We start from the raw sequence: 13,687 nt of genomic DNA on the forward strand, positions 1-13,687 counted from the left end.
GTGTGAAACGGTTTTCCGTCCGGAGTTGCGTTAAAACAATGAGTTAGAGCAGTTTGCCGTTTCCGTGAAACGGTGAATTACTCTAGCCTGTTCGGGCGGGCGCACGCTGTACCGTTTCGCTATACCTCCCATTACAAAACGCTATTTGACGCAGTGGCCCCTTCCGGTGCGATGGTGTCGGAAAAGCAGGACAGGGAGCATGCCATGCCCGGCGCGCTGGAGGGAACGACCGTCATTTCGCTGGAGCAAGCCGTGGCCGCGCCCCTGGCGACGTCGCGGTTGGCTGACGCGGGCGCACGCGTCATCAAGCTCGAACGCCCCGAGGGTGACTTCGCGCGAGGCTATGACGACTACGTTGACGGCCTCTCCAGCTATTTCATCTGGAACAACCGCGGCAAGCAATCCTGCACCGTCGACCTGAAGCGGCCCGACGATCTCGCACTGGTCGAGTCCATGCTCGCTTCCGCCGATGTGTTCGTGCAGAACCTTGCGCCTGCCGCGACCGACAGGCTGGGCATCGGCAGCGCTGATCTCAGGAGGCGGTTTCCCAGGTTGATCGTCTGTGACATTGGCGGCTATGCGCCCGGAACACCCGACCATGATCGCAAAGCCTACGATCTGCTGATCCAGGCTGAAGCGGGTTTGGCGGGCGTGACGGGATCCGCTTCGTCGGGCCCGACCCGCGTCGGCATATCGATATCCGACATCGCCACGGGGCAGGGGGCCTACGCCGCGATCCTCGAAGCGCTGATCGTGCGCGCTCGAACCGGGGAAGGGGCTCACCTGCAGGTTTCGCTGTTCGACACGCTCGCCGAATACATGAACGTGCCCTATCTGGCGCGGCGCTACGGCGGCAAGGAGCCGCGACGGCTCGGCCTCGCCCACCCCTCGATCGCGCCCTATGGGCTGTTCAGGGTGAGCGACGGCGAAATCCTGATCGCCGTCCAGAATGAGCGCGAATGGGCCGTGTTCTGCGACAGTGTCCTGCGCCAGTCGTCGATCGCAACGGACCCAAGGTTCGAACGCAACGTCCTGCGCATCAAGAACCGCGAGCCGCTGGACGCATGCGTGCAGGCGCTGCTGGCGAGCTATACCATGGCTACACTATGCGAACTGCTGGACCGGGTGCGCATTGCATATGGGCGTGTCTCAACCATGGCGGATCTGGCGGTGCACCGCAGCGCGACCAAAGTCCCGGTCGAGACATCGGTGGGGCCGGTCGAGCTCTTTGCCCCACCTGTCACGGTCAACGGCCGGCGGCCGGTGCTTGGCAGGGTGCCAACGCTTGGCGAACACGACCTGGCCTTGCGGCGGGAGTTCGGCACTGCCGGCAGGGTGGATGCCAAACGGATAGGAAATACAGCGCCATGAGCTTGACCCGTAACCTGACCCGCCTGATCCGCGAAAAGCCGGTAACCGAACGCGACCTCGAATGGGCGTCGCTGTTCGTCCTTGATACGCTTGCCTGTGCCCTTGGCGCGCTGCCGACCGAGCCGGCCCGCATGCTCAGGACGGTCGCGCCGCCGACACAAGCGGACACCGCCCGCAAGGCGTTTTATCTGGGTGGTCTGTCCCATATCCTGGAGATGGACGATCTGCATCGGGATTCGGTGACCCATCCGGGCAGCGTCGTCATTCCCGCGGCCTGGGCGGTGGCTCATGACCTCGATCTTGGCGGCGAAGCTTTTCTCAAGGCAGTTCTCGCGGGATATGAGGCCTGTTGCCGAATAGGCATGTCCGTCGGCAAGAAGCATTACCGGGTCTGGCACAACACCTCGACCTGCGGTCCCTTTGGCGCCGCGTTTGCCGCGGCTGAACTTATTGGCCTCGACGATACCAAGACCGTGTGGGCGCTTGGCAATGCCGGCACGCAGTCGTCAGGGCTCTGGGAATTCCTGGCCGAAGGCGCCATGAGCAAGCATCTCCACACCGCCAGAGCCGCGGAATCAGGCCTTCTCGCCTCACTCCTGGCGAAGGAGGGATTCACCGGCGCGGAGAATATCCTCGAAGGTGAAAAGGGGTTTTACGCCGGCCTCTGTCCGGACCCGATCCCGGAGGCCGTGACAAGCGGCCCGGGGCGCCCGTGGCAGCTGATCAACACCTCGATCAAGCCTTGGCCTTGCTGCCGGCATACCCACCCCGCGATCGACGGCGCAATCGCCCTGCATCACGAGATCGCCGGCGAGGCCATCGCACGGGTTCAAGTCGGAACGTATCGTGCCGCCCTCGACGTGTGCGACCGCCCGAGCCCGGAAGATCCATACAGCGCCAAATTCTCGCTGCAGCACACGGTCGCGATAGCCTTGGCGGACGGCCGCGTCGACCAGGCCAGCTTTAATGCGGATGCACGGCAACGGATGGTCGGCGAACGCGGCAAGGTCAAGGTCGAACTCGCGCCCGGGATTGAAGCGGCTTATCCCAGGTCATGGGGAGCCGAGATCGTGGTGGAGACCGCTTCCGGGAGGCGCCTTTCGGCCACGCGCCACGACGCCAAGGGCGATCCCGACAATCCGGTGACGAGCGCCGAACTGTCTCGGAAGGCCCGCGCGCAGCTTGTCGAAGGCGGCTGCTCGGAAGGCCGTGCCGACGACCTGATCAGGGCCATCCTTGGCCTGCCCGATAACCGTCCCGTGCGCTCGCTGGGATTGGTTGAAATAGCTGGCGATGCGCGTGCCCCAGTCCGTGCCGCACGGAGCGCCTGATGTTCAAGGACTTTGACAACGAAGACATCCGCGAAGCCGTGCGTCGGCTCTGCGAGCAATTTCCGGGCGAATACTGGCGCAAGCTCGACGCGGACCGCGCCTACCCGGTGGATTTCGTCAACGCGCTGACGGAGGCTGGTTATCTCGCGACCTTGATCCCCGAGGAATATGGCGGGTCCGGCTTGACGCTGTCGGCCGCGGCCGCGGTGCTCGAGGAGATCCAGCGAGCCGGGTGCAACGGCGCCGCATGCCATGCGCAGATGTACGTCATGGGCACAGTCCTGCGGCATGGCAATGCGTCTCAAAAGGAGCGTTATCTTCCAAAGATCGCCTCCGGCGAATTGAGGCTGCAGGCGTTCGGCGTCACCGAGCCGACCAGCGGCACGGACACGACTTCGATCCGGACCTTCGCCCGCAAGGAGGGCGATCATTACGTCGTCAACGGCCAGAAGATCTGGACAAGCCGGGCGGAATATTCCGACCTCATGCTCCTGCTCGCGCGGACCACTCCCAAGGACCAGGTGGCCAAACGGACCGACGGTCTTTCAGTGTTCATCCTGGACATGCGGGACGCGCTTCAAGAGGGGCTGTCGATCCGGCCGATCCGCACGATGATGAACCACTCCACGACCGAGGTCTTTTTCGACAATGTCAAAGTCCCCGCCGAAAACCTGGTCGGAGAAGAGGGCAAGGGTTTCCGTTACATTCTGTCTGGGATGAATGCCGAGCGGATCCTGATCGCCGCCGAGTGCGTTGGCGACGCCAAGTGGCTGATCAACAAGGCTTCCACTTACGCCTGCGACCGCAACATCTTCGGCCGGGCCATCGGCGCCAACCAGGGCATCCAGTTTCCCATCGCCAAGGCCTATGCCAACATGCGCGCGGCCGAACTCATGGTCCGCGAGGCGACGCGGCTCTACGAAGCCGGCCTCGACTGTGGTGCCGAGGCCAACATGGCCAAGATGCTCGCCGCCGATGCTTCGAATGAAGCCGCCAACGCATGTGTCCAGACCCATGGCGGCTTCGGCTTCGCCGAAGAGTATGATGTCGAGCGCAAGTTCCGCGAAACCCGGCTTTACCAGGTCGCGCCGATCTCGACGAACCTTATCCTGTCCTACCTTTCCGAGCACGTGCTCGGAATGCCACGTTCCTATTGACGAGCGGTCGGGTGGACGCGACCGAACAGAAGCCATTCGCGGAATGGATTGGCCGGCAGAGCGAGAGCTTCGATGTCGTTTCGGAACGCCTCGTGCGGAGTTTCAAGGCAGTTTTCGAACCCAATCTCGCACCTTCGGCCGCAGGCCAGGCGCCGCTTGGCATCCACTGGTGCCTGTCGCCGGCGATAGCCGGCATGGACCAGCTGGGTGCCGATGGCCATCCGGCCAAGAACCTGTCGCTGCCGCCCGTCCCGCAGCCGCGCCGCATGTGGGCGGGCGGTGAACTCCGGGTGCTTGATGCTTTCCAAGTTGGTGATGAGGTTCGCCGGGTCTCCACCATCCGCGACATCGTCCGCAAGCAAGGCCGGTCTGGTGAGCTGTGGTTTGTCGCTGTGGGCCACGACTATCACTCAGATCGTGGCCTGGTTCTGAGTGAACGGCAGGATATCGTTTACCGGGAGGCGGCCATGCCGGGGGACGGTGCTCGTTCCAACAATGCACCCGTGGCGCCGACGATGATCCAGCCCGCTGGAAAGGTATGGTCTCTCGTTCCGTCGCCCACGCTGCTCTTTCGCTATTCGGCCATCACTTTCAACGGTCACCGCATCCATTATGACCTGCCTTACGCGACGAAGGCGGAGGGATATGAAGGGCTGGTGGTCCACGGCCCCCTCCAGGCGACGCTGCTCCTGAATCTCGCGGCGTCCCAAGGCGCGGATTTACCCTTGACGTTTCGCTACCGGGGCGTTGCCCCGGCAATCGCGGACCGTGAACTGACCTTCAGGGCCGGCATGGATGGGCAGCGGTTCTGGGCGCAAGGCGGGAATGGCGCCGTGCACATGGAAGCCGATATCGACCAGGGACCGGCCCGATGATCGCGCACAGTACGCCTGTCGCGCCCTTGTTTGTGCCGGCCGACCGTCCCGAGCGTTTTGAAAAGGCGGACCGGTCTGGAGCCGACGCGGTCATTGTCGATCTCGAGGACGCTGTTGCGCCCGCCGCCAAGGATGGCGCCCGCTCGAACCTTCACCATGCCCTGAGATTGCAGAACCCCACCTTCGTGCGGGTGAACAGTCAAGACAGCGGCTGGTACCATGCCGACCTTGCCGCCGTCAGGGCATTAGGGCTTCGACGTATCTGCCTGCCAAAGGCGGAGTCGGTGGCAACGCTCGACGCGATCGTCGAGATCCTTGGTGAGGACGTCGAGATCATGGCGTTGATCGAGACCGCCAGGGGCCTGGAGGCGGCGGCGGCCCTGGCCGCCCACCCTCATGTCGCAAGATTGGCGTTTGGCCCCGCCGACTTCGCCCTGGACCTGGGTGCGGCAGCTTCCGACGCGATCAAAGCGCATGCCTTGATGCGGCTGGCCGTGGCAAGCAGAGCCGCCGGGAAGGCCCTGCCGTTGGACGGCCCGTCCTTCGAAGTCGCGGATACCACCAGGTTGGCCTGCGAATGCCGGCAAGCCTTGAATCATGGGGCCGGCGGGAAGCTTTGCATACACCCCGCCCAAACATCGGATGTCATCGCGGCCTTTCGGCCGAGCGCCGAGCAACTGGGCTGGGCGCAGCGTGTCGTCGACGCGGCCCAGGATGGCGCGGCGCGCCTTGTCGACGGCAAAATGATCGACGCTCCCATTATCGCCCAGGCCCGGGCGCTGCTCCTGCGGGGCCGTTCGCAATCCGGTGACGCTGTCTAAACACGGCCGTATCCGCGACATTTCTCGGCAAGATCAAAGACAAGGATCCACGGCCCGATACGCTGCCGCTGGCCCAGGGCGTCTCATTCGAAATCGATCGAGACCGCCGGGGGGTATTCGGCGATTTCGCCATAGTCGCACGACGTTGCGATGCGGAAATGTTGGGCGGGACCGAACCGGTGCTGGAACTGCCCGAGGCGAAATAGTCGCCTGGCCCAGGGATCCGGCCGATGCCGCCGCGCTGCCGGACGGCCTGACCGGGCTGAACCCGAATCTGGCCTCGAGCCTGCCGGCCGCGATCCGCGATGTGGTGCTCGCCGACTATTCGAGTGGATTCAACGTGATGTTCCTCTGGGTGGCGGCGCTCTACTTCGTCGCCATGGCCCTGACGCTTCCGCTCGAGGACATCCAGATCCCGAAGCGGGGTTGAGTCCGAGCATGCCGAACTGAACCTGGCAGGTGGTTCGCGGCGCGCGGTGGATATCGATCGGTTCGATCAGAATTGCGCGCGTCTGTTTTCGGGCGCCGGCGCTGTATCTAGATCTCGCCGTGGAGCGGGATCTCCCCTGACAGCCATTGCACGAACAGCGTCGCCGATCGCGAGAGGCGGCGGTGCTGATTGGGAACCACGTGCAAGGCAACCGGCAGGATTTCCCCCGCGCCGAATGGCGCCACCAGCCGCCCCGAGGCCAGATAGGCCGCCGCATAGGTCGACATGACCGCGGTGATGCCGCCCGCGCATGCCGCAACCTCCAATGCCGCCGCCGCATTGTCGGCCTTGATCGGCGCCTTGTGCGGCGCGATGACGATGTTCTCCTTCTTCGCCCAGAGATCCAGCAGCTGCATCCTGCCTTGCACGTGGATGAGCCGGGCGGCGTTGAACCAATCGGCACTGGGCCTCGCTTCAGCCCGGCGGCCGGTCTCGGGGTCGCAGAGAAGCACCAGCCGCTCTCGCCCCAGCCGCACGGCGCCCGATGCCGGCTGCAGCGGATCGAGCGCAAGAATGCTCAGATCCGCCAGCTCCACGTTGGGGTCGGTCCAGATCGTGCTGTTCAGCCGGACCTCGATCCTCGGATGGGCGGCGGAAAAGCCAACCAGATGCCGTGCGAGCCACAGCGTGACGAAGCTGAGCGGGGCCGAAACCGTCACGCTGGTCTGCGCCTGCGCGCCGAGCAATCCCTCGGTCGCCGCTTCGGCCCGATCCAGCGCCTCGGCTATTCCCGGCAGATAGGCGGTGCCGACCTCGGTCAGTTCCAAGCCGTTGCTGCGCCGATGGAAGAGCGGCCTGGCGAAGAACTGCTCCAGCGCCCGGACCCGTTGGCTGATTGCGCCCTGGGTGCAATTCAATTCCTCGGCGGCCTTGGTGAAGCTCAGATGCCGGGCCGCCGCTTCGAAGGCCTCGAGATAGGTTAGATGCGGGAGATTGCGCATGCCGAGACCTCCTTTCGGTTCTTGATCCATTACGAAAACGAGGTCACTGGGTAAAGAACGATTTCTTGCACCAGGCCGATCCGGCGGGTTCTCTAAGGCCAATCCCAGCCGCCGAGCCGCAGGACACCATGCCTTTCTCTCTGCTGAAATACGGCCTGCGCGCCAGGCACGTGTCCTTTCGCGACATCCCTCCGACACCCGACCTGAAACGATCCTACGATGTGGTGATCATCGGCGGAGGTGGTCACGGCCTCGCGGCGGCTTACTACCTGTCCAATCTGCATGGCATCCGCAACGTCGCCGTGCTGGAAAAGGGCTATCTCGCCGGTGGCAATACGGCGCGCAACACCACCACGATCCGCTCGAACTACATGACCGAGGAATCGGTCCGCTTCTACAAGGAAGGTGTCGAACTGTTCGAGACGATGTCGCGGGATCTAGGCTTCAACGTCATGTTTTCGCAGCGCGGGCAACTGACGCTCGCGCATTCCGAGGCGACGCTGCGCAGCTTCCATCTGCGTGCCGAAATGGGCAAGCACATGGGCACAAGGATCGAAGTGGTCGATGTCCGGACGGTGAAGGAGCTTTGCCCGCATCTCAACCTCGATCTCGGCGGTCAGCACGAGGTGATGGGCGGGCTCTGGCATGCCGACGGCGGCACGGCCCGCCATGACGCCGTGGCATGGGGCTATGCCAGGCATGCCGGCGCGCGCGGCGTGGAGATCCACCAGCGCACCGAGGTGACCGGCATCGAGCACGCGGGCGACCGGGTCACCCACATCAGGACGAACCGTGGAACGATCGCCGCGGGCCAGGTGCTGCAGGCCGTCGGCGGGCTCAACGGCCAGGTCGCCGCCATGGCGGGCATCCGGCTGCCGATACGCTGCTTCCCGCTGCAGGCGATGGTGACGCAGCCGCTGAAGCCATTCCTGGACATCCTCGTCTCGTCGGCCAATCTGCACACCTATCTGGTGCAGTCCTCGCGTGGCGAGGTCGTCATCGGTGGCGGCTCCGATCCCTACCAGCTGGCCTCGACGCGCTCGACGCTGGACCAGAAGGAACATCTCGCCGAAGGCGCGCTGCACCTCTTCCCCTTCCTGCACAAGGTCAAGCTCTTGCGGCAGTGGGCCGGGATCACCGACATGACGCCCGACTACAGCCCGATCATGGGCGCCTCGCCATTGCGGAACTATTGGCTCGACTGCGGCTGGGGCACCTGGGGCTTCAAGGCGACGCCCGTGGCCGGCAAACGCATGGCCGAGACCATCGCCACCGGGCGCGTGCCCGATATCCTCAAACCATTCGACCTCAGCCGGTTCGACAGCTTCGCGCTGCTGAACGAAATGGGCGCCACGGCCGCCAGCCACTGACGAGTATTCCGATGAAGCTCTTGACCTGCCCGGTGAACGGCCCGCGCAACATCACCGAATTTCAGTATCTCGGACCGGTCCGCGAGGCCAGCGCCGACCAGCCCGAGCAACTGATCGAAGCCCTGTTCCATGCCGAGAACCCGCTCGGCGTGATGCGGGAGTGGTGGCGGCACACCCCGTCCAACACCGTGCTGATCGCGGAACGCCACACCGTCAGCGACCAGATCCTCGCCACCTATCTTCCCAATCGAAAGCCTGCCTGACATGACCGAACGGCTGCCGCTTCCCTGGGGATCGCGCCTCGACCGCACCCAAAAAATCCGTTTCGCCTTCGACGGCCGACCGCTCGAAGGTTTCGCCGGCGACTGCATTGCCTCCGCCATGGCCGGCAGCGGCCGCTGGATCCTGTCGCGCTCCTTCAAGTATCACCGTACGCGCGGCATCCTCACCATGGCCGGGCAGGACGCCAATACGCTGGTGCAACTGCCTGACGAGCCGAATGTGCGGGCTGATCTGCGTCCGATCGCCGAAGGGCTGGAGGTCACTGCCCAGAACGTCTACGGCACCGCCGAACGCGACTGTGGCGCGGTGCTCGACAGGTTGGGCCGCTTCATGCCCGTCGGGTTCTATTACCGCGGCTTCTTTGGCCCCGGCGCGAAAAGCTGGCTCAAATTCTGGGAGCCGATGATCCGCAGATCGGCCGGACTCGGCAAGGTCGACCTCACCGCCGGTCATGGCCATTACATCAGGGAAAACCTGCACACCGATGTGCTGGTCGTCGGCGCTGGCCCGGCAGGGCTTTCGGCGGCCGTCAAGGCAGCCGAAGCGGGTGCGCGGGTGCTGCTGGTCGACTTGAACCCGGAAATCGGCGGCGCCTTGACCTATGCGCGCTTCGGCCTCGATACGGCGGAGGCCGATGCGACCTTGCGGGCGCTGCGCGACGCTGCCGAGAAGCTCGGCAATCTGCGGGTGCTGACCGGCGCCACCTGCAATGGCTGGTTCGCCGACAACTGGCTTCCGGTGCTGCAGGGCGAGACGCTCTATCGCGTTCGCGCCAAGCAGGTCGTGGTGGCCGCGGGATCGCATGAACAACCCCTGGTGTTTCGCAACAACGACCTGCCGGGCATCCTCCTGTCGTCCGCGGCGCAGCGGCTGATGCGCCACTACGCGGTTCGCCCTGGCCGGCGCGCCGTGGTCTTTGCTGGCAACGGGGACGGATATCTCGCCGCTCACGACCTTCTCGATGCAGGCGTGTCCCTGGCCGCTGTTCTCGACCCGGCCGATGCGTCCGACAGCACCCTCGCGCGACACCTCGTCGAGCGCGGTGTCCGGATCATCCAGAATGTCACCGTCACGGAAGCGCTGGGGACCGCAGGCAATCGCCATGTAAGAGCCATCCGCTTCAGCACGCCCGAACATGGCGCGGAACTGCTGGAGTGCGATCACCTGGTGGTGGCGGCGGGCTACACGCCGTCCTACCAGCTGCCGCTGCATGCCGGCGCGAAGCTCGGATTTGACGAGACCAGCCGGCAATTCGTGCTGAGCAATCTGCCGGAGGCGTTTCATGTCGCCGGCTCGGCGGCAGGCTGTTTCGAGCTGAACTCGGTGCTGCGCAGCGGCGAGATCGCGGGCGCGGCGGCGGCGCGGGGGGCGGGGCATGATGCCGACCTGCCGGCGATCATCCCGGATGCCAGCGCGGCGGCGATGAACCATTTTCAATCGCTGTCCGCGCACGCCAAGGGGCGTGACTTCGTGGACTTCGACGAGGACCTGCAGGTCAAGGATATCAGGAACGCCGTCAGCGACGGCTATAGCGAGCTTGAACTGGTGAAGCGCTATTCCACCGTCGGCATGGGGCCGTCGCAGGGCCGGCATTCGGCTTTGATGACGGCCAGGATCGTCGCGGCAGAGACGGGCCGCACGGTGGGCGAGGTGGGCATCACCACGTCGCGGCCGCCATTCGGCCCGGAAAAATTGGGACTTCTGGCCGGCCCTAACCATGTGCCCTACAGGCATACGGCGATCCACGCCGAACATGTCGCAAGCGGCGCGAAGCTGACACCCGCCGGTGCGTGGTGGCGACCGCTGCACTACGGTGGAGATGGCGATGTCCGCAAGACGATCTCCGACGAGGTCAGGCTGGTGCGTGACAAGGTCGGCATGCTTGACGTTTCGACCCTGGGCAAGCTGGCGATACGAGGGCCGGATGCCAGTGCTTTCCTCGACCGCATCTATACGATGGCGCATGCCAGGCAGCCGGTGGGGCGCGTGCGCTATTGCCTGATGCTGAACGACATGGGATCGGTCATCGACGACGGGGTGGCTTACCGCCTGTCCGAGACCGAATTCTACGTGACCGCCACCACCGGCGCCGTCGCCCGCGTCTTCACCGACATGCTGTTCGCGAACACGCAATGGGGCATGCGGGTCGATATCCAGAACGTCACCGCCGCCTTCGCGGCGATCAATGTCACCGGCCCTTCGGCACGCAAGGTTCTCGAGGCGCTCGGCGGGGACATCGATCTCTCCCCGGAGGGCTTCCCGTATCTCAATGGCCGCGGCGGCGTGATCGGTGGATGCCCGGTCCGGGTCATGCGCATCGGCTTCACCGGCGAACTGAGCTATGAGCTTCATGTGCCGCAATCCTTCGGCGCGGCGCTCTGGCGAAAGCTGCTGGAGGCGGGCGCCCCCCACGGGCTGCAACCCTATGGGCTGGAAGCCTCGCGAATCCTGCGTCTGGAAAAGGGGCACATCATCATCGGCCAGGATACCGACGCGCTCTCGACTCCCGATGAACTGGGCATCGGTTGGGCGCTGTCGAAGACCAAGACGCGCTATGTCGGCAAGACCGCCATCGAGGCGCGCGCCAGGCTGGGCCTGAAGCGCAAGCTTTGCGGCTTCGAACTGCTCGAGGGGCACGGCGTCCGGCTGGCGGAATCCTGCCTTGTGCTGCGCGACGGACGTCCTGTGGGTTTCGTCACCTCGACCTGCTTCTCGCCGACGCTGGGCAAATGGATCGGACTGGCCTACGCCGACCCGCGTGACGCGGCGCCGGGATCCAGCCTGCGCATACGCGGCCTGTGCGGCAAGGAACTGCAGGCCAAGGTGGTGCCGACGCCGTTCCATGACCCCGAAAACCAGCGGCAGGAGATGTAGGATGCCCCCGAGCAGCCATTCCGCATCGGTCGGTCAGGGTATTGATTCCAGTCTGCGCCACCACGCCCTGGCGCGGCGCCTCGCACGCAGGGATGGACCGCCCGGAGCGCAGGAGAACGTCGTGCTCGATTGCACGCTGATCGAGCGGTTCGGGCTGCGCGGTTCCGGCGCGATGGACTGGCTCGGTGAAGCAGGTCTATCGACGCCGGAAACGGTGAATACCGCCATTGTATTGCCTTGCGGCACGTCGGTGCTGCGACTTGGCCAGCAGGAGGTGCTGCTGGCGGCGCCTCCCGGCGGCAGCGGTGCGCGGTTGCGCGACCTGCGCAAGGCCTGGCACGACAGTGCACTCCCCTCCAAGGGATATGACGCCTATCGCGACGAAGGCTGGGCGTGGTTCGTGATATCGGGTCCGGCGGCGCCCGCGCTGATGCGGCGGATCTCGATGGCCGATCTGAGGCCGGAAAGCCTCAAGGCCGGCGAGATCTCCCAGACCCGCGCCTTGCATCTGGACGCGGTCGTTGCCCGCTTCGACCGTTTCGGCGCGATATCCTATGACATTTTCTTCGACATCGCCTCGGCGGCGTTTGCACTGGATGTCCTGGCCGAGACGGCCGCGGGAACGAATGCCGGCTTTCAACTGGCGGCTCTCCACCCCGCGGGATAGTTCGGTCCTCGCCGGATTCCCGCTCGGGTCTGATCCGGACTGTTGCCGCTCACGCGCGATAGCGGTCGACGAGGGTCACCAGACGCTCGCAGGCCGCAACGGCGGCGGCGTGGTCCTGCGAAAAGTTCAGGCGGACGCTGTTTTCGGAAAACGGACTGAATTCCGTTCCGGGTGTCACGATGACGCCCGCCTGCAGGCGCAGGATGCGGACAAAATCGCCACCCGCCACGGCCAGGCGGGGCAGAGCCGGAAAGATGTAGCTGCCAGCCTCGGTCGTGCGGACCTGGATTCCGGAAGTGGCGCGGAAAACCTTCAACAAATCATCGCGGATCGCCTGGTGCTCGCGGATGCGCTGGTCCATCCAGCCAGCCGGTTCGTCGAACCAGCTGCGCAAAACGGCCTGGCTGTAGCCGCCAGCGCGCAAGGAGACGATGGCTTGCAGCTTCTCCATCCGGGCAATGATTTCTCGCGATCCGAAGGCCACCCCCAGCCGATAACCGCTGAGCGATTCCGTCTTCGATGGCCCCATGATGGTCACGACGTTTTCCGCGTCCAGCTTCTGCGCGCGCAAGTGAGTGTAGTCCACGCCGGCATACAGCAGGCGCGAGTAAAGCTGGTCGACGATGACGGTCGCGCCGTATTGGCTTGCCAGCGCGGCGATCGCCTCGATCTCCGCTCGGGAGTAGACCACGCCGGCCGGATTGTTTGGGTTCGAGAACAGGAAGATTTTTGCGCCCGACCTGAATGCGTCTTCCAACTGGCTGAGATCGAGGCCCGAACGGCCTTCCGCCGTTGCGTAGTCCATCCGGACGGGCATCATTTCGCCCTCGCAGAATTCCACCAGTTTGCGGTTGGCGAAATAATCGGGCTGGACGATCGCCACCTTGTCGCCCCGCGACACGGTGGAGGCGACGGCCAGGAACAGCGCGCCCTGCGTGCCGGGGGTGATGATCAGGCCGTCGCGCGCATCGACAGGGGCTCCGGTGAAGCCTGCCAGCCGCGTGGCCAGTTCTTCGCGGATGCCGAGATCGCCGCGATATTCCGTGTAGGCCTGCCTGCCGCCGGCTTCGACGCCGGCCGAGAAGACTTCGAACGAGCCGGGTGTCGGGGTGAACGCGTCCACGTCGCCATGCGAAAAATCCACCGGCCGGCCGGTGATCGCGTCGCCGAGCAATACGGCGTCGATCCCGCCGGACAACTGGCGGCTCTCCTGTCCGGGCGCCGCGTCGGTGCCGAGGCCGCTGAATTTGCTCTGGATCGTCATCGGAAATTCCTGAGTGAAGGCACTGCCGCTCCCGCGATGCCATAGCGGCACATATCAAGCAACGAAATTTGGAAGATGGAACCCGCCGATTTCCGGACAGCTTTCTGACCCTCGCGGATGCGGTTCGATCGCGAAGGCATATCGGCTGTGTTTCAACATCGTGATGACAGACACCGGCCAGAAAGCGCATTCGGCATCAAAAAAGCGAAGCGGGATTGCGCCGCAAATGCTCTTGTTGTACGAA

12 protein-coding genes are annotated in these 13,687 nt (G+C 64.7%); 10 read left to right on the top strand and 2 right to left on the bottom strand.

Features of this window, described 5'->3' with window-relative positions; all coding sequences use genetic code 11:
* Nucleotides 1-204: 204 nt before the first annotated feature.
* The 6 genes from AC07SZ_RS31885 to AC07SZ_RS31910 all read left to right on the top strand — a co-directional run bounded on the left by AC07SZ_RS31885 (nt 205) and on the right by AC07SZ_RS31910 (nt 5,985).
* On the top strand, nt 205-1,371 hold the full coding sequence (locus tag AC07SZ_RS31885; RefSeq protein ID WP_172372599.1) for a CaiB/BaiF CoA transferase family protein: 1,167 nt from the start codon (nt 205-207) through the stop codon (nt 1,369-1,371).
* Nucleotides 1,368-2,702, top strand: a complete 1,335-nt coding sequence (locus AC07SZ_RS31890) for an MmgE/PrpD family protein (protein ID WP_056570774.1) — start codon at nt 1,368-1,370, stop codon at nt 2,700-2,702. The genes AC07SZ_RS31885 and AC07SZ_RS31890 overlap by 4 nt, the downstream gene beginning before the upstream one ends.
* Complete coding sequence (locus AC07SZ_RS31895) at nt 2,702-3,859, top strand: acyl-CoA dehydrogenase family protein (RefSeq protein ID WP_056570776.1); 1,158 nt, start codon at nt 2,702-2,704, stop codon at nt 3,857-3,859. The genes AC07SZ_RS31890 and AC07SZ_RS31895 overlap by 1 nt, the downstream gene beginning before the upstream one ends.
* An 11-nt stretch (nt 3,860-3,870) precedes the next feature.
* Nucleotides 3,871-4,734, top strand: a complete 864-nt coding sequence (locus tag AC07SZ_RS31900) for an HTD2 family dehydratase (protein WP_494917452.1) — start codon at nt 3,871-3,873, stop codon at nt 4,732-4,734.
* A gap of 32 nt (nt 4,735-4,766) precedes the next feature.
* Nucleotides 4,767-5,555 carry an HpcH/HpaI aldolase/citrate lyase family protein gene (locus AC07SZ_RS31905; protein WP_494917551.1) on the top strand — a complete coding sequence of 263 codons (789 nt, stop codon included), beginning with the start codon at nt 4,767-4,769 and terminating at the stop codon, nt 5,553-5,555.
* A gap of 145 nt (nt 5,556-5,700) precedes the next feature.
* On the top strand, nt 5,701-5,985 hold the full coding sequence (locus tag AC07SZ_RS31910) for a hypothetical protein (protein WP_494917453.1): 285 nt from the start codon (nt 5,701-5,703) through the stop codon (nt 5,983-5,985).
* A gap of 107 nt (nt 5,986-6,092) precedes the next feature.
* Here the strand turns inward: AC07SZ_RS31910 and AC07SZ_RS31915 are convergent, their stop codons facing one another.
* Complete coding sequence (locus AC07SZ_RS31915) at nt 6,093-6,986, bottom strand: LysR family transcriptional regulator (protein WP_162258919.1); 894 nt, start codon at nt 6,984-6,986, stop codon at nt 6,093-6,095.
* A 128-nt stretch (nt 6,987-7,114) separates the two neighbouring features.
* Here AC07SZ_RS31915 and AC07SZ_RS31920 point away from each other — a divergent pair, with 128 nt between their 5' ends.
* From AC07SZ_RS31920 to AC07SZ_RS31935, 4 genes are read left to right on the top strand one after another with little or no spacing between them, the layout of a single operon-like run.
* Entirely contained in the window at nt 7,115-8,356 is a 1,242-nt protein-coding gene (locus tag AC07SZ_RS31920; protein WP_056570783.1) for an FAD-dependent oxidoreductase, read from the top strand.
* Nucleotides 8,357-8,367: 11 nt separating this feature from the next.
* Nucleotides 8,368-8,619, top strand: coding sequence for a sarcosine oxidase subunit delta (locus tag AC07SZ_RS31925; protein WP_056570785.1), 252 nt, complete (start codon nt 8,368-8,370; stop codon nt 8,617-8,619).
* 1 nt (nt 8,620) lies between these two features.
* A complete protein-coding gene (locus AC07SZ_RS31930) occupies nt 8,621-11,512 on the top strand; it encodes a 2Fe-2S iron-sulfur cluster-binding protein (protein ID WP_494917454.1) in 2,892 nt (963 codons plus the stop codon).
* 1 nt (nt 11,513) lies between these two features.
* Entirely contained in the window at nt 11,514-12,179 is a 666-nt protein-coding gene (locus AC07SZ_RS31935; RefSeq protein WP_494917455.1) for a hypothetical protein, read from the top strand.
* A 49-nt stretch (nt 12,180-12,228) separates the two neighbouring features.
* On the opposite strand, the gene AC07SZ_RS31940 is transcribed toward AC07SZ_RS31935, so the two are convergent.
* Entirely contained in the window at nt 12,229-13,443 is a 1,215-nt protein-coding gene (locus tag AC07SZ_RS31940) for a pyridoxal phosphate-dependent aminotransferase (RefSeq protein ID WP_494917456.1), read from the bottom strand.
* Nucleotides 13,444-13,687 lie beyond the last annotated feature (244 nt).

The organism is Mesorhizobium sp. GW821-FHT07A06 (assembly GCF_059419085.1).

Bases quoted from the DNA above. Each gene is read 5' to 3' on its own strand.
- AC07SZ_RS31935 (WP_494917455.1), top strand. From the start codon at position 11,514: ATGCCCCCGAGCAGCCATTCCGCATCGGTCGGTCAGGGTATTGATTCC.
- AC07SZ_RS31915 (WP_162258919.1), bottom strand. From the start codon at position 6,986: ATGCGCAATCTCCCGCATCTAACCTATCTCGAGGCCTTCGAAGCGGCG.
- AC07SZ_RS31940 (WP_494917456.1), bottom strand. From the start codon at position 13,443: ATGACGATCCAGAGCAAATTCAGCGGCCTCGGCACCGACGCGGCGCCC.
- AC07SZ_RS31925 (WP_056570785.1), top strand. From the start codon at position 8,368: ATGAAGCTCTTGACCTGCCCGGTGAACGGCCCGCGCAACATCACCGAA.
- AC07SZ_RS31885 (WP_172372599.1), top strand. From the start codon at position 205: ATGCCCGGCGCGCTGGAGGGAACGACCGTCATTTCGCTGGAGCAAGCC.
- AC07SZ_RS31930 (WP_494917454.1), top strand. From the start codon at position 8,621: ATGACCGAACGGCTGCCGCTTCCCTGGGGATCGCGCCTCGACCGCACC.
- AC07SZ_RS31920 (WP_056570783.1), top strand. From the start codon at position 7,115: ATGCCTTTCTCTCTGCTGAAATACGGCCTGCGCGCCAGGCACGTGTCC.
- AC07SZ_RS31895 (WP_056570776.1), top strand. From the start codon at position 2,702: ATGTTCAAGGACTTTGACAACGAAGACATCCGCGAAGCCGTGCGTCGG.
- AC07SZ_RS31890 (WP_056570774.1), top strand. From the start codon at position 1,368: ATGAGCTTGACCCGTAACCTGACCCGCCTGATCCGCGAAAAGCCGGTA.